The organism is Acidisoma sp. C75 (assembly GCF_054665095.1).
Genome location: NZ_BAAFHD010000005.1, coordinates 60323 through 80564, shown reverse-complemented (window position 1 = coordinate 80564; position 20242 = coordinate 60323). Strand labels below are relative to the sequence as shown.

Annotated in this window: 17 protein-coding genes and 2 tRNA genes; 7 read left to right on the top strand and 12 right to left on the bottom strand. The window is 69.3% G+C overall.

Annotated features, from left to right (window positions below; translation table 11 throughout):
* The first annotated feature begins 169 nt into the window (after positions 1 to 169).
* The 6 genes from ACYQ7X_RS08300 to ACYQ7X_RS08275 all read left to right on the top strand — a co-directional run bounded on the left by ACYQ7X_RS08300 (position 170) and on the right by ACYQ7X_RS08275 (position 8031).
* A complete protein-coding gene (locus tag ACYQ7X_RS08300) occupies positions 170 to 1081 on the top strand; it encodes a LysR family transcriptional regulator (RefSeq protein ID WP_459696483.1) in 912 nt (303 codons plus the stop codon).
* Positions 1078 to 2004 carry a cation diffusion facilitator family transporter gene (locus ACYQ7X_RS08295; protein ID WP_459696482.1) on the top strand — a complete coding sequence of 309 codons (927 nt, stop codon included), beginning with the start codon at positions 1078 to 1080 and terminating at the stop codon, positions 2002 to 2004. The genes ACYQ7X_RS08300 and ACYQ7X_RS08295 overlap by 4 nt, the downstream gene beginning before the upstream one ends.
* Positions 2005 to 2131: 127 nt before the next feature.
* Complete coding sequence (locus ACYQ7X_RS08290) at positions 2132 to 3976, top strand: cellulose biosynthesis cyclic di-GMP-binding regulatory protein BcsB (RefSeq protein ID WP_459696481.1); 1845 nt, start codon at positions 2132 to 2134, stop codon at positions 3974 to 3976.
* Positions 3973 to 4806: a hypothetical protein gene (locus tag ACYQ7X_RS08285; RefSeq protein ID WP_459696480.1), complete on the top strand. Its 834-nt coding sequence runs from the start codon at positions 3973 to 3975 to the stop codon at positions 4804 to 4806. The genes ACYQ7X_RS08290 and ACYQ7X_RS08285 overlap by 4 nt, the downstream gene beginning before the upstream one ends.
* 64 nt (positions 4807 to 4870) lie before the next feature.
* Positions 4871 to 6772, top strand: a complete 1902-nt coding sequence (locus ACYQ7X_RS08280; RefSeq protein WP_459696479.1) for a glycosyltransferase — start codon at positions 4871 to 4873, stop codon at positions 6770 to 6772.
* Between the two features lie 20 nt (positions 6773 to 6792).
* Positions 6793 to 8031: a hypothetical protein gene (locus tag ACYQ7X_RS08275; RefSeq protein WP_459696478.1), complete on the top strand. Its 1239-nt coding sequence runs from the start codon at positions 6793 to 6795 to the stop codon at positions 8029 to 8031.
* Positions 8032 to 8112: 81 nt separating this feature from the next.
* On the opposite strand, the gene ACYQ7X_RS08270 is transcribed toward ACYQ7X_RS08275, so the two are convergent.
* From ACYQ7X_RS08270 to kdpF, 7 genes are read right to left on the bottom strand one after another with little or no spacing between them, the layout of a single operon-like run.
* Positions 8113 to 8574 carry a PTS sugar transporter subunit IIA gene (locus ACYQ7X_RS08270; RefSeq protein ID WP_459696476.1) on the bottom strand — a complete coding sequence of 154 codons (462 nt, stop codon included), beginning with the start codon at positions 8572 to 8574 and terminating at the stop codon, positions 8113 to 8115.
* Positions 8571 to 9248, bottom strand: a complete 678-nt coding sequence (locus tag ACYQ7X_RS08265; RefSeq protein WP_459696475.1) for a response regulator — start codon at positions 9246 to 9248, stop codon at positions 8571 to 8573. Before ACYQ7X_RS08265 ends, ACYQ7X_RS08270 begins: the two co-directional genes overlap by 4 nt.
* Positions 9245 to 11908: a DUF4118 domain-containing protein gene (locus tag ACYQ7X_RS08260; RefSeq protein WP_459696474.1), complete on the bottom strand. Its 2664-nt coding sequence runs from the start codon at positions 11906 to 11908 to the stop codon at positions 9245 to 9247. Before ACYQ7X_RS08260 ends, ACYQ7X_RS08265 begins: the two co-directional genes overlap by 4 nt.
* Positions 11905 to 12513: a potassium-transporting ATPase subunit KdpC gene (gene kdpC / locus ACYQ7X_RS08255; RefSeq protein ID WP_459696473.1), complete on the bottom strand. Its 609-nt coding sequence runs from the start codon at positions 12511 to 12513 to the stop codon at positions 11905 to 11907. The genes ACYQ7X_RS08260 and kdpC overlap by 4 nt, the downstream gene beginning before the upstream one ends.
* A gap of 26 nt (positions 12514 to 12539) precedes the next feature.
* Entirely contained in the window at positions 12540 to 14573 is a 2034-nt protein-coding gene (gene kdpB / locus ACYQ7X_RS08250) for a potassium-transporting ATPase subunit KdpB (protein ID WP_459696693.1), read from the bottom strand.
* Positions 14574 to 14613: 40 nt separating this feature from the next.
* Positions 14614 to 16320, bottom strand: a complete 1707-nt coding sequence (gene kdpA, locus ACYQ7X_RS08245) for a potassium-transporting ATPase subunit KdpA (protein WP_459696472.1) — start codon at positions 16318 to 16320, stop codon at positions 14614 to 14616.
* A 12-nt stretch (positions 16321 to 16332) separates the two neighbouring features.
* A complete protein-coding gene (gene kdpF, locus ACYQ7X_RS08240; RefSeq protein ID WP_459696692.1) occupies positions 16333 to 16419 on the bottom strand; it encodes a K(+)-transporting ATPase subunit F in 87 nt (28 codons plus the stop codon).
* Between the two features lie 231 nt (positions 16420 to 16650).
* Here kdpF and ACYQ7X_RS08235 point away from each other — a divergent pair, with 231 nt between their 5' ends.
* The gene (locus ACYQ7X_RS08235) at positions 16651 to 17865 is read left to right on the top strand and encodes a CynX/NimT family MFS transporter (protein ID WP_459696471.1); all 1215 of its coding nucleotides are present in this window, start codon (positions 16651 to 16653) and stop codon (positions 17863 to 17865) included.
* Positions 17866 to 17932: 67 nt separating this feature from the next.
* On the opposite strand, the gene ACYQ7X_RS08230 is transcribed toward ACYQ7X_RS08235, so the two are convergent.
* The 5 genes from ACYQ7X_RS08230 to ACYQ7X_RS08210 all read right to left on the bottom strand — a co-directional run bounded on the left by ACYQ7X_RS08230 (position 17933) and on the right by ACYQ7X_RS08210 (position 20179).
* Positions 17933 to 18009: transfer RNA gene (locus ACYQ7X_RS08230), tRNA-Arg, on the bottom strand.
* Between the two features lie 57 nt (positions 18010 to 18066).
* Positions 18067 to 18378, bottom strand: coding sequence for an ETC complex I subunit (locus ACYQ7X_RS08225; RefSeq protein WP_459696470.1), 312 nt, complete (start codon positions 18376 to 18378; stop codon positions 18067 to 18069).
* 27 nt (positions 18379 to 18405) lie between these two features.
* Positions 18406 to 18482, bottom strand: a tRNA-Pro gene (locus tag ACYQ7X_RS08220).
* Between the two features lie 52 nt (positions 18483 to 18534).
* Positions 18535 to 19056, bottom strand: a complete 522-nt coding sequence (locus tag ACYQ7X_RS08215) for a DUF192 domain-containing protein (protein ID WP_459696469.1) — start codon at positions 19054 to 19056, stop codon at positions 18535 to 18537.
* A gap of 1 nt (position 19057) precedes the next feature.
* A complete protein-coding gene (locus ACYQ7X_RS08210; protein WP_459696468.1) occupies positions 19058 to 20179 on the bottom strand; it encodes an acetoin utilization protein AcuC in 1122 nt (373 codons plus the stop codon).
* Between the last annotated feature and the right edge of the window lie 63 nt (positions 20180 to 20242).

Here is a 20242-nt window from a genome sequence, read left to right as displayed (position 1 = left end):
GGCGTTTTCATCCGTCCTTGTCCAATCTGAAGATACGGGCACTTTCCTAAGATTCAGCAACTGCGCCCACCCTGGCATGGCGTTTCGTCGGCGAGCGCCGCCACGCCGGTTCCTTGATGAGCCTGCCATGGCCCTAGGCAGCCGGCCACCGGGCGATAGAATGCGCCGGATGGACCGTCTGACTGCTCTTTCGGTATTCGTCGCGGCTGCGGAACTTGGCAGCCTGGCCGCGGCCGCCCGCCGGCTGGGAATGACCCCGGCGATGGCCGGCAAGTATCTGGCTGCGCTGGAGGCAAGTCTCGGCATCCGCCTCATGCAGCGAACCACCCGCAAGCTGCATCTGACCGAGGCCGGGGAAGGCTACCTGCCCCGCTGCCGCGACATCCTTGATGCGCTTGACGAGGCCGACCGCGCGGCGAGCGCGCTCCAGGCGGAGCCGCGCGGGCTTTTGCGCATCACCGCGCCGGCCAGCTTCGCTGCCCCCTACCTCGCCCCGCCGGTCGCCGCTTTTCTCGATCGTCACCCCGCCATGCGGATCGAGATGACGGTCCAGGATCGCTTCGCCGATATGATCGGCGAGGGGTTCGATCTCGCCATCCGCATCGGCCATCTGGCGGATTCGAGCCTCATCGCGCGCCGTTTCGCCGAAAGCCGCATGATGGCCTGCGCCGCGCCCTCCTACCTTGCCGCCCGCGGCGATCCGGAAACCCCCGAGGATCTCGCGCGCCTGGACCGGCTCGCCTTCAGCCGCGCCCAATCGGCCGGGGATTGGAGCTTCACCGGTGCGGACGGGCAGGCCCACCGGGTGGCCGGCACCCCGCGCCTGCTCGCCGATGATATGGACATGCTGGTCGCCGCCGCGGTTGCCGGGGCCGGCGTCGTCTATGGCCCGAGCTTCGCGCTCGCGCCCCATCTCGCAAGCGGCGCGCTCGCCCGCGTGCTGCCGGGCTTCCGCACCGAGACGCTCGGCATCCATTGCCTCTACCCCTCGGCGCGACTGGCCGGCGCCAAGCTCCGCCTCTTCATCGATGCGCTGGAACGCTGGTTCGCCAGCATCCCGGCTTGGGAGGCCGCGCCGTGAGGAGCGAGCAGGCGGTCCTCCGCAACTCGGTCGTGGCGACCATCCTGGTGGCGCTCGCCAGCCTCGCCTTCGGCCTCACCGCACGGTCGAACGCCATTGTTTTCGATGGCATGTATTCGCTGGTCGATGCAGCCATGACCGGCCTCGCCTTCGGCGTCGCCCGGCTGATCGCCGCGTCCCATGCCGCGGATGCCGCCGGGCGCCCCTTCCACGAACGCTTCACCATGGGGTTCTGGCATCTGGAACCGATCGTCCTCGGGCTCAACGGCACGATGATGACGGGTGCGGCGATCTATGCCCTGGTCAATGCCGTCAGCGCGCTGCTGGCGGGCGGCCATCCCCTCGCCTTCGGCACGGCCATGATCTTCGAAGCCGGGGTGACGCTCTGGGCGATGGGCATGGTCGCCTATACCTGGGCGGCGAACCGGCGCTTTCGCTCTCACCTCATCGCGCTCGATACCAAGGCCTGGGCGATCGGCACCGCCCTCGGCCTCACGCTGTTCCTGGCCTTCCTCGGCGGCCGACTGATCGGCGGCACGCACCTGCACGGGCTCGCCCCTTATGTCGATCCGGCGGCACTGGCGTTGGTCTCGCTGGTGGTGATCCCGGTGCCGCTCACGACCATCCGCCGCGCGCTCGCCGATATTCTCTTGGTAACGCCGCCAGCGATGAAAGACCGGGTGGACGCGGTGGCGGCGGATGCCGTGCGCCGCTTGGGCTTTCTCTCCTACCGCGCCTATGTCGCGCGGGTCGGCCGCGGCAGCCAGATCGAACTCTATTTCATCGTCCCGGCGGATTGGCCGGCACAGCGGCTGGAGGCGTGGGACGCGCTGCGCGACGAGATCGGCGAAGCCCTGGGGCCGGAAAGCCCGGACCGCTGGCTCACCATCGTTTTCACCACCGATCCCGGCTGGGCCAACTAACCTCCCGCAGCCGCGCATGCTATTTCGCTTTCGTAAATAAGTAGGGATTGCGCGGGATTCTTACTCATCCGCTCCTCTGGGCTAGCCGCTGATTCCTCGTTACGAATTTGTTTAGAATTTCCGACCTATGGTCCGGCCGGCTGACATAACGCAAGGGCTCCGACCGGTCTTGAAACTTTCGCGCCTGGCAGTCTGCCTCGTTATCATCATCCTACCCGCCCTAAGCATTTTTTGCCGGCCCCACACGGCCGCTGCGGCCACGCTCAGCGATCTCGGCTATCCACAAGGATTGACGCTGACGGCAAAGCGCCATTCCATCACCCTCTTCTTCCCGCTACCTGAACAGGCAGAGACCGCGAGGCTGACGCTCAATCTGCGCAGTTCCTCACTGCTCGGCCCGCGCGCCGGCTTGACGATCCTCGCCGAGGATCAGCCGCTGCTGACGGTCGCGGGAGATCGGCTGGACGCGCCGCTCTCTGTCTCCATCCCGCCCAGCCTTCTGCATAGCCGTTATCTGCGAGTAACCTTCCAGCTCTCGCCGGCCAGCGCGACACTCGAATGCCAGGACGATGCGGCCGCCTTGTGGGTCGATGTCGAGCCGAAAACCGAGCTTACCGCCACCAGCAGCGCACCCCAGGGGGTCGGTGCCGTCTGGCGGCAGATGCAGGCGCCGCTGGCGATCGCGCTTCCCGCCAAACCCCAGCCGCGGGATATCGAGACCGCGCTGATCCTGGCGACCGCCCTTGTGGAGCGCGGGATCACCCCCTCTTTCGCGCCTTCGGCCACTCCCGCCATCCGGGTCGATCCTGCCGCCCCGGCCCTCGCCGTCACCGCTACGGGAACGGCACAAGCGCTTACAGTGCCCTCCCCGGCCGCGGCGCGCGCCCTCATCGCCGGCGCGGGCGCGCTCAGCGGCAGCACGACGAGCGCCGCCGCCTCGCTGGCGCCACAGCCTATCGTGGGAAACCGGGCGAGCTTCGCCGCCCTCGGCATCGGCTCCGTCGCCATTCCCGTGGGCGAGACCGCCCAGTTCAATATTCCGCTTCCGACGCCTGCTATTCCGGCCCAGGAGCACGCCACCGCCCTGATCCTCAACGGCCAGGGAGAGACCTTGCCGCCGGGCCAAAGCCTCGCCATCGCGCTGCATCTCGGCGCCGCCCTGCTGTGGAGCGAGGCGTTCCGTGGCGTGCCGCGGCTCGACCATATCCGTATCCCGCTGCCGGATACCCTGCTTGCCAGCGGGGCGCGCCCCTTCCTCACCTTCACCCGCAGCCCCGCCCCGGCTCCCTGCATGCGGCAGTCGAAGGTGGTCTTCAGCCTGCTCGATAGCTCGGCCTTCCTGCTCGGCGCCGGGCGGCTGCACCCTGCCCGCCTTGCCGCCTTCTCGGTAGCGGGTGGCGGCGCGACGCCGCTGCTGCTCGATCTGCCGCCGGCGGAAGCCGCGCCGTCCCTGCCGCTCCTGGCCCAGCTGCTCGGCGCCGCCGGCGCCCAGCCAGGGCAGATCACGCTCGCTCCCCCGGGCATGGCGCCCGTCGCGCCTTTCCTCGTCCTGTCCCGCACGATGCCGTCGCTGATCAGCGCCGCCCCGCTGCCGGACCCGCGCGCGCGGCTCGATCTGTCCTTGCCCGCAGAGGGTCTCAGCCTCGCCCTGCCCGATCCCGCGTCGCGCAGCGTGCTGCAGCTCGTCTCCACGGCGCAGGGCATCCCCGGCCTCTGGCTCAGCCCCGGCTCGGCCGCGAGCCTCACCCAGGCGGTGCTGCCCGGTGATGGCGATGTCGCGCTCTATGACGGCAGCGGCCAGGCCGCGACGTTCGAAACCACCGCCCGGCACGCCGCGGCACCGCTGCCACCGGGCGCAAGCCTGACGATGCTGCTGCAACGATGGAAGGGTGTCATCATCCTCGTCCTCTGGATGGTCGCGCTGGCGCTGACGGTCGTCTTCGTCATCGGTCGACGGAAACCACGCACATGAGCCTCTCTCTGCACAGAAAGCTGACCGGCCGGAGCCTCGGCCTGCTCGCGCTCGGCGCCGCCTTGGCACTCGGTTCTGTCCGGAGCGCCGAGGCAGGCGCCTGGAACGAGCCGACCGGCCACTGGCTCGACATCAATGCGCTGAGCTATTACGCGGTCAATACAAACGGCTATAACCAGCTCGGCCAGCCTGCAGGTTCTGGGCTCTACCAGCAGTTGGAATTCGCGCCCTATATCGAATACGGCCTTGCCGATCGCTGGACGATCGGCCTGCAGCCCAGGGTGCAGGAAATCCAGCAATCGAACCTGCCGGGCACGGCGCGCGCCTTCGGCCTCGTCCAACTCAACCTCTTCGCCCGCTACCAGCTCTATCGCGACGATTGGAACGCGGTCGCCGTACAGGAGCAGGTCGATATCTCGGGCGTGCAGACGGGCATGCAGCCGCAACTTGCCCAGCCGAACGACGAATACGAAACCCGTCTGCTCTACGGCCGCAACCTCGCCCTGCCGCACGGCTGGTCCGGCTTCATCGACCTCGAAGCCGCCTATCGTTTCGAAACCGAGGGCTGGGCCAATCAGCTCCGCCTCGATGCCACGGCCGGCCTCCGCCCGCTCCCGGATTGGACGCTGCTCGTCCAGAGCTTCAATACCGTCGGCGTCTCGACGCCGAACCCAGGCCAGCCGGATTACAATCTCTACCGGATGGAAATCTCGCTGGTGCATGATCTGACACCCCATGTCGCGGTGCAGTTCGGCGCCTGGCACGATCTTGGCGGGCGCGATATCTCGCTCGGCAATGCGGGTGTGCTCGCGCTCTGGCTGCGCTTCTGAGATGCCGGGATCGGCCTCTCGCGGCCCGCTTTCGGAAAGCCACCTCCGCGCCGTGGCGCGGTTGATGATGCGTGGATTGATCAACGAGGCGAACCTCGCCTCCGCGATCGTCCAGCGCGATGCCTGGGGCGTGCCGCTTTCCGAGGTCCTGGCCGCGCTCTTCCGGGTGAGCGGCCATAGCTGGGCGCAGAGCCTCGCCGAAGCGACCGGGCTGCCGCTTGCCGACCTGCGGCAGAACCCGCCCGACATGGCGCTTCTCGCCGCCGAGGATCGCGATCTTTATCTGCAGCACCTCTTCATTCCGTGGCGCATGCTGCCCGGCAAGACCCTCGTGATCGCCGCGCGAGAGCCCGAGGATCCGGCGCTCCTGCCGCTTCTGGAAGCCCGCTGGCCCGGCCTGCGGCTGCAATTCGCCGTCACCGGCAAGTTCGACGTGATCTGGGCGGTGCAGCGGTGCTTTGATGACGTGATGAGCGAGGAAGCGCGGGAAGCGCTGTTCCGCCGCAGCCCGCAATTCTCCGCCAAAATCACCTTCTCGGCGAGCCAACGCCTCAGCCTCCTGCTGGTCGCGCTCACGCTGCTGCTCGCGCTCGTGGCCAATGCCAAGCTCACCCTCATGGTGATATCGGCGCTGCTTTCCGCCCTCTATGCGCTGCTCTTCCTGTTCCGCGCCGGGCTCACGGTGATCGGCAGCAGCCGGCGGGTGGATCTCACCGTCAGCGCCACCCAGCTCGCCGCCCTGCGCGAGGAGGATCTGCCGGTCTTCAGCGTGCTGGTGCCGATGTACCGGGAGGCGGAGGTGTTGCCGATCCTTGTCGAATCCCTCCGCCGGATCGACTATCCGCGCGCCAAGCTGGACGTGAAGCTGGTTCTCGAAGCCAAGGACGATCTGACGATCAATGCCGCCAAGGCGCTCGGCGCGGAAGATCTTTTCGAAATCATCCGCGTGCCGGACAGCCACCCCAAGACCAAGCCGAAAGCCTGCAACTATGCGCTGCGCTTCGCGCGCGGCGAATTCACCGTCATCTACGATGCCGAAGACATTCCGGAACCAGATCAGCTCCGCAAGGTCGTCGCCCTCTTTCGCGCCGCATCGCCGGATGTCGCCTGCGTGCAGGCAAGGCTCAACTACTTCAACCGGGCAGATAACTTCCTCACCCGGATGTTCACCCTCGAATACAGCCACTGGTTCGATTACCTGCTGCCGGGCCTGCACACGCTGAACATCCCGATCCCGCTTGGCGGCACGTCCAACCACTTCCGGACGGATGTGCTGGTCGCCCTCGGCGCCTGGGATCCCTACAACGTGACGGAGGATGCCGATCTCGGGGTACGCCTCACCCAGGCCGGCTATCGCGTGGCGATCGTCAATTCCACCACCTTCGAAGAAGCCAACGGCGTCCTGCCAAGCTGGATCAATCAGCGCAGCCGCTGGATCAAAGGCTATATGCAGACCTGGCTCGTCCATATGCGCCAGCCGGTGGCGCTCTACCGGCGGCTCGGCTTTCTCGGCTTCCTCGGCTTTCAGATGTTCGTGGGCTTTCCGCCCTTCACCGCCCTCCTCAATCCCCTTCTGTGGCTGACCTCGCTCTTCGCTCTCGTCATCGGGCCACAGGCGCTGCATGTGCTCTTCCCCCCGGCGACGTTGACGCTCTCGCTCTTCGACCTCCTCATCGGCAATGCGATGTACGTTTATTTCAACATCGTCGCCGCATCGAAGCGCGGCTGGTTCGATCTGGTCCCCTGGGGCCTCCTCGCGCCCATCTATTGGGTGCTGCATTCCGTGGCGGCCTACAAGGCGCTGTGGCAGCTCGTCCTCAACCCGCATTACTGGGAAAAGACGCAGCACGGCACCTCGGGCAAGACGCAGGAAGTGCTGGCCATGGTCGCCGCCGGCTATGCCCCGCCAGATGCCGCCGCGGCGGGCGCGGGGATCGGTGCCAAGGCCGGGGCCACCGCGCCGTGAGCGGCCAAGGCCGGCCGGCCTTGGCGTATCTGGGCCTGCGGAGCCGTGGTGGCGCGGGCAACAGGGAGAGCAGCGGAGATCTGCCCAAGCTCGGCCCGAGGCCCGGCACCGCCCGCCTCGCCACCCGCTTGCGGCTTTCCCGCACGACCTGTGCCGGCCTCGCCATCGCGCTGCTGTCCCTGCTGCTTTTCTCCGCCACCCTGCTGCTGCTGACGGCCCATCTCCCGCCGCCGCCCCATGCCGCGGCGCCCGTCGCTCTCCCACGCCAGCCTTTCGCAAATGCGCAGAAACTCAGCCTCGCGCCGTTCGGGCTCATCGTGCTCACCATCGGCAGCGGGCTCGGCGCGGTGCGGCTCGGGCTCGGCCTGCCGGTTGCCGCCTGCATCGGCTTTTTCGGGGCCATCCTGCTGCGGCGCGGCTGGACGCCGCTGCAAGCGGGCCTCGCCTGCGGGCTGCTCGCCACCCACCCGCTGATCCTCTTCCTGGCGACCAGCGGCGGCAACCTCGGCATCGCCATCGTCACGATGGCAGGCGCCGTCCTCGCCCTCGATCGGATCGAAGCGATCGGCGATACTCAGGCGACGATCCTTTTCGGCATCGCCCTCGCCTGCGCTTTGGCCCTCGGCCCGGATGCCGTCTATGGCGCTGGCCTGCTCATGCTCGTCTTGCCCCTCGCGAGCCGGGACATGCGCGGCGGCGCCTCGGCCATGGCCATCGTGCTGATCGCCGCCCTTCCCTCGGTCATCCTCATCCTCTCCTCGCTGCTGGCGAGCGCCCTTTTCGGCCTGCCGGCGTCCGAGATCTGGGGAGCCTGGTGGGCACCGCTGCACGGCCTCGCCCCGGCCGGCAGCCTGCCGCCCTGGCTGGAGCGCTTCGGCGGCGCCTTCCTTCCAGCCTTCGCGACACTGATGCTGCTCTGCCTGTTGGGGACCGGCCCCCTCGCCCTCATCCTCCTGCGCCTGATCGCCGATCCGCGTGAACAGCAGCGGCCAGTCACCGCCGCGGTCGCCCTCTGCCTGCCGGCGACGAGCGGGGCCCTGATGGCAGCCGCCTGGCACCTGCCCTCGCCGCTGGGGCCGATGGCGCTCGCCCTCGCAGTCACTCTGGTCTGGACCATGACGGTGCAGCTGGGTCGCCAGGGGCGCTGGCTCTGGCTCTTCCTGCTCGCCCTCAGCGTTGTCACCCTCTGGGCCGTGCCGCAGCTGTTGGAAGATCCGGCCTTCGCCGCCTGGCGCTGCAGCCTGACCGGCCTCGGCTGAGGCGCAAGCCGCGCCGGCGCGTCGAACACGGCGCCACCTTCGATGCACAGGGGCAACCCGCGGCCAGGGCCGGCGCCTTCCTCACGCGTCGATCAGGATCGCCCGCATGGCGCCAGGGTCGGGCGCGGCGCGGATCGCGTCGGCGATGCCGGGCTGGCGCAGCCGGCGGGAGAGTGCCGCGAGCGCCGCCAGATGGCGCGCCTGATCACCCTCCGGGCTGAGCAACAGCACGACGAGATCGACCGGCGCACCATCCACCGCATCGAAGGGCAGCGGCCGGGCGAGGCGCAGCATCCAGGCCAGCGGGGCGGAGAGCTGCGGCTGCCGGGCATGCGGCAGCGCCAGCCCCGCGCCGATGCCGGTGGAGCCGAGCTTCTCCCGCGCGGCCAGCGCCGCGGCGAGGCTTGCCGGCGTCGCCCCCACGGCAGGGGCCGCCCGTTGGGCGAGCAGGCCGAGCAAGGCGGGCTTATCGGCCGCCCGCTGGCCGGCGAGCGCATGGCCTGCCGGCAGGATGTCGGCGAGCGAGAGGAGAGGAGCGTTCATGGATCTTCCGCAAGGCGATAGCCGATACCGGTTTCGGTCAGGACATGATCAGGGCGCGCCGGATCGCGCTCGATCTTCTGGCGCAGCTGGCGGACATAGACGCGCAGTTGCTGCACATCGCCCGAAGCACCCCAGAGCCGGTCCATGATGAAGCGATGGGTGAGAACCCGCCCGGCATGGGCCACCAGAAGATCGAGGATATCATATTCGCGCGGGGTCAGATGCACCTCCGCCCCGTCGACGCTGACGCGGCGGCGCACACGGTCCACCACCAGCCCGGCATGGCGGAAGGGCGCGGTCTCGCCCTCCCGCGCCGCGCGATGGCGCAGCGCCGTGCGCAGCCGGGCGGCGAGTTCGCCGACGCCGAAAGGCTTCGTCACGTAATCATCGGCGCCGAGATCGAGCGCCGCCACCTTGCCCCGCTCGTCCTCCCGCGAGGAGAGGATGACGACGGGCGCATCGCTGAGCTTGCGGATGCGGCCGAGGAGATCGAGCCCATCGATGTCCGGCAGGCCGAGGTCGAGCAGGATCAGATCCACCCCATCGCCCACCGCGGCCAGGGCGGCCCGGCCGTCCGCCGCCTCCCGCACGCGATAGGCCTCCGCCTCCAGCACCGTGCGCAGCAGGCGGCGGATCGGCGGCTCATCCTCCACCACGAGAACGAGGGTGCTCATGCCCGCACCGGCAGGCCAAGGGTGAAGACGGCGCCCGCTTGGCCCGGGCGGTTGGCGGCGCGGATCGTCGCCCCCATGGCGGTGAGAAAGCCCTGCGCGATGGCAAGGCCCAGGCCGGTGCCGGCACGCTTGCGGTCCGCCCCTTCGGCGCGGACGAATTTTTCGAAGATGCGTGGCAGGATATCGGCCGGAATGCCGGGGCCGTCATCCTCGATCGCGAGGTCCACCCAATCGCCCCGCGCCACGGCGCTGAGCGTGATCAGGCTGCCGGGCGGAGTATATTTGCCGGCATTGTCGAGCAGGTTGAGCAGCACCTGCTCGAAGAGCACCGGGTCGAGGTCGAGCGCCGGCAGGCCGGGCGGCAGCGCGAGGCGGATCTGATGGCGCTGCAAAAGCCGCCCCGCCCGGCGCAGCGCGCTGCCGATCGCCTCATCCAGCTCCACGGGCTCCCGCCGGGCGGCGATCGCGCCTGCCTCCAGGCGGGTCATGTCGAGCAGGTTCTCGACGAACTGGCCTAGCCGCTCGGCCTCCTCCCGGATGGTGCCGAGCAGCCCCGCCCGCTCCGCCGCGGGCAGATGCGGGCCATAGGTCTCGAGCCCGGTCGCAGCGCCGAGGATCGCCGCGAGCGGCGTGCGCAGATCATGCGAGAGGGAGGTGAGCAGCGCCGAGCGGAGGCGCTCGGTTTCGGCATGGCGCTGGGCCTGCACCACATCATCGGCGAGGCGGATCCGCTCGACCGCGACCGCGATTTGATCCGCCAGCGCATCGAGCAGCCGCCGCTGCGCGAGGGTGAGCAGGCCTTGCCCGCCCGCCGCCTCGCCGCCGCGGTCGAGGCCGAGGACGCCGAGCGGCCCATGCGCGGTCGCGAGCGGGATGAAGAGCCGGCGGGCGCCCGGCAGGGTATCCGATCCGTGCCCGGCCGGGCGGTTGTTGCGCAGGCAGAGCGTGGCGGCCGCGATATCGGCCTCGTCCAGTGCATCCTCAGGCGGGTAGCCGGCATGGACGGCCAGCCGCTCCCCCTCCGGCAGCAGCACGACGATCGAGCGGCCGAGCATGGAGGCCACCTGATAGGTGCTTGCCCAGAGCAGATCGTCGAGCGAGGCGATGGCGGCGATCTTGCGGCTGAAGGCGTAAAGTTCCTCGGTGGTGCGGGCGCGGCTGCGCGCGGCGAGCGTCTGCTCGCGCAAGCGGGCGGCGAGCTGGCTCGTCACCAGCGCGGCGATGCCGAAGAAGAGCAGCGCCACGATGTTGCGCGGATCGGCGATAGTGAAGGTGTAGAGCGGCGGCAGGAAGAAGAAGTTGTCCGCCAGCACGCTCGCGACGACGGCGGCGATCGAGGGCCAGGGCCCGGCGGTGGCGGCCACCGCGATGACGGCGGTGAGATAGCCCATGCTGACGGTCGCGTTGCCGCCGACCTGCTGCAAGACCTCGCAGGCAAGGGTCGCGGCGGCGATCGCGCCAGCGGCGATAACCCAGCCGCCGGGCGCCGGCCGGCGCCGAGGCCGGCCGGCGCGGCCGGAGCGGCCCGCGCGGCTCGCCGCCACCTCCCGGCCGATGACATGGACGGGAATGTCCCGCGCTGCCTCGATCACCCGTTCCACCACGCGGCGGCGCCACGGCCAGCGGCGGCGGCCGCCCGCGGTGCCGATGACGATATGCGTCGCATTGACCTCGCGGGCATAGGCGAGGATCTCGGCCGCGATATCCCGCCCCGGCCTCGTGATGCTCTCGGCGCCGAGCGATTCGGCGAGGCGCAGCGTATGCTCCACCCGTTCCTGGCCTTCCGCGCCGATCTGCGGCGTCTCGACGTAGAGGACGAGGAAGGCAGCATGCAGGCGTTCGGCAAGGCGGCGGCCATAGCGCACGAGGCCCGGGCCCGCCCCGCCGGGGGTGATGCCGACGAGCACCCGCTCCCCCGCTGCCCAGGGGCCGCTGATGGCATGCGCCTGCATATGGTCGCGCAGCTGATCGTCCACCCGCTCGGCGGTCAGCCGCAGCGCGAGTTCGCGGAGCGCGGTGAGGTTGCCCGGTGAGAAGTAATGCGCAAGGGCCCGCTCGGCCACCTTCGGCAGGTAGATGCGGCCCTCGCGCAAGCGCTTGATGAGGTCCTCGGGCGTGAGATCCACGACCTTGATGGCATTGGCGCGGTCGATCACCCGATCGGGCACGGTTTCACGCACGCGGATGCGGGTGATGCGCGCCACGATATCGTTCAGGCTTTCGACATGCTGGATATTGAGCGTGGACCACACATCAATGCCGGCCTCCAACAGCTCCATCACATCCTGCCAGCGCTTCGGGTGCCGGGCGCCGGGGACGTTGCTGTGGGCCAGCTCGTCCACCAGCGCAATCTGCGGCCGGCGGGCCAGCACCGCGTTGAGGTCCATCTCCGCCAGATCGTGCCCGCGATGGGAGACGATCCGGCGGGGGATGATCTCCATCCCCTCCAGCAGTGCCGCCGTCTCCCGCCGGCCATGCGTCTCCACCACCGCGGCAACGATATCGCTCCCCTCCGCGCGGGCGGCGCGGGCAGCGGCGAGCATCTCGTAGGTCTTGCCCACGCCGGGCGCCGCGCCGAGGAAGATGCGCAGCCGCCCCTGCCCTTCGGCCGCCGCGGCGCGCAGCCAAAGCTCGGGCGAAGGCCGGGCGGCAGCGCTCACGATCGTCCGGCTTGGCCGGCCAGCCGGTCAAGCGCGAGGTTGAGGAAGAGCACGTTGACATGCGGCGTGCCGAGCAGGCCGAAGGTACGGCCGACGACCGAGCGGGCCACCAGCGCCTGCACGGCCTTCTCCTCCAGATGCCGCGCGGCGGCGATGCGCTGCACCTGCACATAGGCCGCGGCCGGGGAGATATCGGGGTCGAGCCCGCTCGCGGAGGTGGTGACGAGATCGGCCGGCACCGGCTGGCCCGGATTGGCCGCGACGAACTGCTTCACGTCCGCCGCCACGCGCGCGGCCAGCGCCTTCGATGTCGGGCCGAGATTGGAGCCGCCCGAATTATCCGCGTTATAGGGCGCCGGCACCACCGTGCCGTCGGCGCGCGTCACCGTCGTCGCCGAAGGGCGGCCATGGAAATAGCCGGCGGCGGTGAAGTTCTGGCCGATGAGCGCGGAGCCCACCGGCCGGCCGGCGCGCATCACCAGGCTGCCATTCGCCTGGCTGGGAAAGATGAGCTGCGCGAAGCCGGTGACGAGCAGCGGATAGGCGAGGCCCGTGAGCAGCGTGAGGCCGAGCAGCAGGACAATGGCGGGGCGGATCAGTCGCATGAGGGTATTCCCTTCGTCCGGGGTCTTTACGCCAGACCGATGGCGGAGACGAGCATGTCGATAAGCTTGATGCCGATGAAGGGCGCGACGAGCCCGCCGAGCCCGTAGATCAGCAGGTTGCGCCGCAGCAGCGAGGCCGCGCCGACCGCGCGATAGGTCACGCCTCTGAGAGAGAGCGGGATGAGCGCCACGATGATCAGGGCATTGAAGATGATGGCCGAGAGGATGGCGCTGTCCGGCGTGCGCAGATGCATGATGTTGAGCGCCTGCAGCGGCGGGTAGAGGGCCATGAACATCGCCGGGATGATGGCGAAATACTTCGCCACGTCGTTGGCGATCGAGAAGGTCGTCAGCGCGCCGCGGGTCATCAGCAATTGCTTGCCGATCTCGACGATCTCGATGAGCTTGGTGGGATCGCTGTCGAGATCGACCATATTGCCGGCCTCGCGCGCGGCCATGGTGCCGGTATTCATGGCAACGCCGACATCGGCCTGGGCGAGGGCCGGCGCATCGTTGGTGCCGTCTCCACACATGGCGACGAGCTTGCCGGCCGCCTGCTCCCGCCGGATGAGCGCGAGCTTGTCCTCCGGCGTTGCCTGGGCAAGGAAATCATCCACCCCCGCCTCGGCGGCGATGGCGGCGGCGGTCAGCGGATTGTCGCCGGTGATCATCACCGTGCGGATCCCCATGCGGCGCAGCGCATCGAAGCGGGCGCGAATGCCGGGCTTCACGATATCGCGCAACTCCACGATGCCGAGCAGCCGCCCGCCATCGACGACGGCGAGCGGCGTCGCCCCCTCGCGCGCCACGCGCTCGCTGGTCTCGCGCAGCGCCTGCGCCGGCGGATCGGAGGGGGCGGCCTGCACATGGGCGAGCACGGAATCGACCGCGCCCTTGCGGATGCGCCGGATGTCGCCATCCTGCCCCGGCAGGTCCGCGCCGCTCATCCGCGTCTGCGCGGTGAAGGGCACGAAGCGCGCCCCCGCCACCGCCGCCGCCGGCCCCAGCCGCTGATCGGCCAGCACCACGATCGACCGGCCCTCCGGCGTCTCATCCGCGAGCGAGGCGAGCCGCGCCGCCTCGGCCAGGGCTTCCACCCGCACACCCGGCACCGGGTGGAAGGCCGCCGCCTGGCGATTGCCGAAGGTGATGGTGCCGGTCTTGTCGAGCAGCAGGGTATCGACATCGCCCGCCGCCTCCACCGCGCGCCCCGACATGGCGAGCACCTTGAAGCGCACCAGCCGGTCCATCCCGGCGATGCCGATGGCAGACAGCAGCGCGCCGATCGTCGTCGGGATCAGGCAGACGAACAACGCGACGAGCACGAGCACCGATTCCCGCCCCCCCGCATAGGCCGCGAAGGAGGGGATGGTGGCGACCGCGATGACGAAGATCAGCGTCATCCCGGCGAGGAGGATATTGAGCGCGATCTCGTTCGGCGTCTTCTGCCGCGCCGCCCCTTCGACGAGCGCGATCATGCGGTCGAGAAAGGTATGGCCGGGGGCGGCGGTGATGCGCACCAGGATGCTGTCGCTGATCACCTGCGTGCCGCCGGTGACGGCCGAACGGTCGCCGCCCGATTCGCGGATCACCGGGGCCGATTCACCGGTGATCGCCGCCTCGTTGACGGAAGCGACCCCTTCGACGACCTCGCCATCCGAGGGGATGAACTCACCGGCATCGACGCGGACGAGATCGCCCTCGCGGAGCGCCGCCCCCGGCACGCTCTCCTCCCGGCCGTCGCCTGTCAGCCGCCGCGCCATCGTCTCGGTGCGGGCGCGCCGCATGGTGGAGGCCTGGGCACGGCCGCGCCCCTCGGCCACCGCCTCGGCGAAATTGGCGAATACCACGGTGAACCAGAGCCAGAGGTTGATCTGCACGGCGAAGCCGATGCCGGGGCGGCCGGCGAGGATGTCGCGCAGCAGCAGCAGCGTCGTCAGCGTCGCCACCACCTCCACGGTGAACATCACCGGGTTGCGCCAGAGGAGGCGCGGATCGAGCTTGCGCAGGCTGAGCACGGCTGCCTCGCGCATCAGCGCGCGGGCGGCAAGCCGCGGCATGGGCTGCCCATGATCGTCAGCAAGGGTCATTGTCGTACTTTCAATAGGTCGTGCCGCGCAGCATCGCGAAATGTTCCGCGATCGGGCCGAGCGCCAAAGCGGGGAAGAAAACCAGCCCGCCGAGGATAAGGATCACGCCGATGACGAGGCCGATGAAGAGCGGCCCGGTCGTCGGAAAACTGCCGGAGGATTGCGGCACCGTCTTCTTGGCGGCGAGCGCGCCGGCGATGGCGAGCGCCGGGACCATCACGAAGAAGCGGCCGATCATCATGCCGATGGCCATCGTGATGTCCCAGAAATCATTGCCCGAAAGCCCGGCGAAGGCACTGCCGTTATTGGCCGCGGCCGAGACATAGGCATAGAGCGCTTCCGAGAAGCCGTGCGGCCCGCTCGCCGATATCATTGATTTTGCAACCGGCAGCACCACGGCGAGGGCAGTGAAGCCGAGCATCACGAGCGGCAGGCAGAGAACCGCCAGCATGGTGAGCTTGATTTCGCGCGCCTCGATCTTCTTGCCGAGATATTCCGGCGTCCGCCCGACCATGAGGCCGGCGATGAAGACGGCGAGGATGGCGAAGAGCAGGAAGCCGTAGAGGCCCGAGCCGACGCCGCCATAGATGATCTCGCCCAGCATCATATTGATCATCGGCACCATGCCGCCCAGCGGCAGGAAGCTTTCGAACATCGCATCCACCGCCCCGCAGGAGGCATCGGTCGTCGCGGTCGAGAAGATCGCGGTGCCCGCCATGCCGAAGCGGATCTCCTTGCCCTCCATATTGCCCATGCCGGGGGCCACGTGCAGCGCGGTGAGAATGGGGTTCGGCCCGCTCTCGATCAGATAGATCGCGCTGACGCCGACGAGGAACATCAGTCCCATCGCCGCGAAGATCGCCCAGCCCTGCCGCTCGTCACCGACGAGGCGGCCGAAGGCGTTCGTCAGCCCCGCGCCGAAGACGAAGATCGAGATTGCCTCGATGAAATTCGTCAGCGCGGTCGGGTTCTCGAAAGGATGCGCGGAATTGGCGTTGAAGAAGCCGCCGCCATTGGTGCCGAGCATCTTGATCGCCTCCTGCGAGGCGACGGGACCGAGCGCGATGGTCTGCTTCGACCCTTCGAGGGTCATGACCGTCACCGCGCCGTGGAAAGTCTGCGGCACACCCTGCCAGACCAGGAAGAGCGCGTAGATGAGCGAGAGCGGCAGCAGCGCATAGACCGTGATCCGCACGAGATCGGCCCAGAAATTGCCGATCGCGCCGGCCGAGCGGCGGGAGAAGCCGCGGATGACGGCGAGCGCGATGGCGATCCCCGCCGCCGCCGAGGTGAAATTCTGCACCGCGAGCGCCACCATCTGGCTGAAATAGGAGAGCGTCGTCTCGCCCCCGTAGAACTGCCAGTTGGTATTGGTGAGAAAGCTCACCGCCGTATTGTAGGCCAGCGCCGGCGGCACCGCGCCCTGCCCGTCCGGGTTCAGCGGAAGCAGGCTCTGCAGGCGGAGGATGGCGTAGACTGCGAGGAAGCAGGCGAGCTTGAAGGCGAGCATAGCGGTTGCGTAGGCAACCCAACTCTGCTCGGCCGCGGGATCGACCCCGGCGGCGCGATAGAGGCCGCGCTCGATCGGGCCGAGAACCGGCACGCGGAGCGCGCGCCCCGTATCGCTCAGCCGGGCGAGCAGCGCGCCCACCGGCCGGGTGATCAGGATGACGAGGAGGAAGAAGAGGGCGATTTCCGCCCAGCCAAGAACGGTCATGCGGGCGATGTCCTAGAATTTTTCCGGCCAGACCATCGCGGTCACGAGGTAGGCGAGGAGAAAGGCGGTCACGAGGCCGCCGAGCACGAGAGCGAGCATGGCGCTAGAGCCTGGCGCAGAAGCGCAGGAAGCCGAGGCAGGCGGCGAAGCCTGCCAGGCCGAGGGCGAGAAAGCCGAGATCGAACATTGCTGTCTCCAAGCGCGGTTGCGGCCGGATCATCCGCCCGCCCGGCATAGGAAAGCGATGCGGAGCGCCGGCCGCCGGCATAGGAATCTCATAGGGATGGTCCGGCCTGCCCAAGCGCCGCCGCCGGTGCTAACGGAGGCGCCATGCCCCCACTCGCCCCCGATGCCGCGCCCAGCCCCCCGCGCCGCCGCGCCCTGCTGCTCGCCCTCACCCTGGCGCTCATCGCCTTCAACCTGCGCACGCCCGTCACCAGCATGGGGCCCGTCCTGCCGGAGGCGATCGCCGGCACCGGCCTCTCGGCGACCGCGGCGAGCCTGTTGACGACCATCCCCTCGCTCTGTTTCGGCCTCTTCAGCCCGCTCGGGCCGCGCCTCAGCCGCAGCCTCGGAGTGGAACGGGCGATCCTCGCCGCGCTGGCGGCGCTTGCCCTCGGCACCGCGCTGCGTTTCGCGGGCCTGCCGCTCACCCTCTTCGCCGGGCAGATCCTCGCCTGCGGCGGCATCGGCGTCGTCAATGTCCTGCTGCCGAGCCTGGTGAAGCGGGATTTCCCGACCCGCGTGGCGGCGGTCACCGGCCTCTATGTCATGAGCATGTCGGTCGGCGCGGCGCTGGCCGCCGGCAGCACGGTGCCGCTGGAGCGCTCGCTCGGCTCCTGGGCGGCGGCTCTCGGATTCTGGGCGGTGCCGGCGCTGCTGGCAGCCGGGCTATGGCTACCCTGGGCCGCGGGCCCCGGGCAGGAGGCGGGCGCCGCCGGCGGGCCGGGGCGCCTGCACGGCCTTTGGTCGGACAGGCTCGCCTGGCAGGTCACGCTCTTCATGGGGCTGCAATCGGCGCTCGCCTATATCGTCTTCGGCTGGCTGGCGCCGGTGCTGCGCGATCGCGGGCTGGCACCGGCGGAAGCCGGGCTCGCACTCTCGATCTCGATCATGGCGCAGGCGGCGGCCTCGCTCATCCTGCCCTCGCTCACCACCCTCGGGAAAGACCAGCGGCCGGCCGCGGCGGCGCTCAGCCTGCTCTGCGTTGCCAGCCTGCTCTGCTGCCTCTACGCCCCGCTCGGGCTGGTCTGGCCTTCGGTTGTCGTGCTCGGCCTCAGCCAGGGCGGGCTCTTTCCGCTGGCGCTCATGCTCATCGTGTTGCGCTCGCCCGACAGCAACCTCACCCGCCACCTCTCGGGCATGGCGCAGGGCGTCGGCTATGTGCTGGCCTCGGCCGGCCCGCTGCTCGCCGGGCTGCTGCATGCGGCGATGCATAACTGGGCGGGGCTTGCCGCGCTCATCGTCATCCTCGGCGGCGCCATGCTGGCGGCCGGGCTGGGCGCCGGCCGGGCGCGGCATATCGGCGCGCGCTACCGCGGCTGAGCCAGGGGTGATGGCAGAGGTGAAGCGGGGGCCGGCGCGGCGGCAGGCCCGATGGCGGCGGAGGGGATGGCGCGCCCTGGTGGATTCGAACCACCGACCCACAGCTTAGAAGGCTGTTGCTCTATCCTGCTGAGCTAAGGGCGCCGCTCATCCAGGGCTTATAGCGCGCCGCGGCGGCGCATGCCATCCGGGCGCGGCGCTTCAATGGGTCCAGTTTTCGGGCCGGTCGGTGCGGAAATTATCCGCATAGGCCTTGGGCTTCACCACCCGCTCCTCGGTGATTTCCACATCATAGGCGGCGCCGTGCCGCTCGGCATAGGCGATCGCCTCATCCCGCGTTGGGAAGGTCAGCCGCACCTGGGATTGGGTCTCCGCGCCGCCGATCCAGCCCATCAGCGGGTCAGGCCGCTGCGGATCCTGCCGCTGCCATTCGAGAACCCAGTTCCGCTGCGCGCCGTGGCCGGATTGCATGGCCGATTTCGGCTGCTGGTAGATCCGCACGCGCATCGGCATTCTCCCGCTTTGTAGCCTCGTTCTGCATGGTCGGGGCGGCCGGACTCGAACCGGCGGCCTCGTGTACCCAAAACACGCGCGCTACCAGGCTGCGCCACGCCCCGCCATCCGCGTTGTATAGCGGGCCCGGCGCAATATGCCAGCCCGCGCGGCCACCTACTGGCCTCCGGCTTTCACATTGCCGAAGGGCGCGCCGATCACCTCGTCCCCCACGGAGATCGCATCCTTGGCAGTCAGCCCGCCCTGCAGCTCCAGCACCGCCTTCACCGGCCCGTGGCTTTGCACCGGCGCCAGGCTGTAGGGCACGGTATTCTCGGCGATCGCACGGATCGTGCCGTCCGCATTGATGAACACCATATCGAGCGGCACGATGGTGTTCTTCATCCAGAAAGCCTGGGGCTGAACATCGGGGAAGACGAAGAGCATGCCGCTATCCGCCGGCACGGAGGTGCGGAACATCAGCCCCGTCTCCTGCTCCTGCGGCGTGGTCGCCATCTCCACCACGAAATGATGCGGCTTGCCGTGATCGTCGGTGATGGTGAGCGGCGCCGTCGGCAGCTTTGGCTGCGGGCCGGTCGGGTCGCTCTGGGCATGCGCCTGGCAGGTGGCGAGGAGCAGCGGCAGTGCTGCGAGGATGAGCAGCAGAACGAAGATGGCAAGCAGGTTGCGAAGGCGCATCCTAAGGGATCTCCCGGAGGGTCAGGGCGGCAAGCTGGCGAATCTCGGCCCGCACCAAACCCTCTCGCGGCGCATCCCGCAAGGTCGTGGTCCAATGCGGCGGCGGATCGCGGCCAGCGGCGCGGTTGTAAACCAGGCGGCGCAGGATTGTCTCGGCCTCGGGCGGCAGGCGGGGCGGAATTTCGTGATCGTTCAGCACCGCCCAGAGCCCGGCCCAGCACCGCGCGACGGTATAGGGGTTGTAGCCGCCGCCGCCGAGCAGGAGGAGCCGCGGCGCCAGCCCCCGCACCGCGCCCACCGCCTCGAAATAGGCGTTGTTGGAAAGGGAGAGCCGGGCCAGCGGATCTTCTTCCAGCGCATCCGCCCCGCACTGGATCATGATCGCCTCCGGGCGGAAGCGGGCGATGAGCGGCAGCACCGCCTCGCGCAGCAGGAACCGCGCCTCCGTATCGTTATAGCCGGGCGGCACCGGCAGGTTGCGCGCGCTGCCGCCGGCGCGATCGGTGGCAGCGCCTGTCTGCGGCCAGCGGCCGGCCTCATGGATGCTGATCGTGAGCACCCGCGGATCGCCCGCGAAAGCATCCTGCACGCCATCGCCGTGATGCGCGTCGAGATCGAGGTAGAGCACCCGCGTGAGGCCCTGGTCGAGCCAGGCGAGCAGGCCGAGCACGCAGTCATTGACGTAGCAGAAGCCGGAGGCGCGATCCGCCCGGCCGTGATGGGTGCCGCCGCCCGGCACATGCACCATGCCGCCCGCCGCCGTCAGCCGCGCGGCCTCGATGACGCCGCCGGCCGAGGTCGCGGGGCGGCGGAACATCTCGGCATAGACCGGATTGTTATCGGTGCCGATGCGAAAGCGGGCGCGCGCCGCCTCCGGCACGCTCTGCGTCGCCTCGGCGTGGCGGAGCGCCGCGAGATAGGCGGGGTCGTGAAAGCGGGCGAGCGCTTCGAGCGAGGCGAGGGGCGCTTCCCGATAGGCCGCGGCCGGCAGCCAACCGAGCGCGCGGCAGAGGTCGATCATCGTCGAAACCCGCGGCACGGCGAGGGGATGGTCGGCGCCATAGGTGGAATGGCGGTAGATCTCGCTGCCGATGAGAAGGGGGCGGGGTTTCGCGTCCGGCACGGGCATCCTATCCTCCGGCCAAAAAAAAGGCGGTGCCGAAGCACCGCCAAGTTTAGGGAGGAA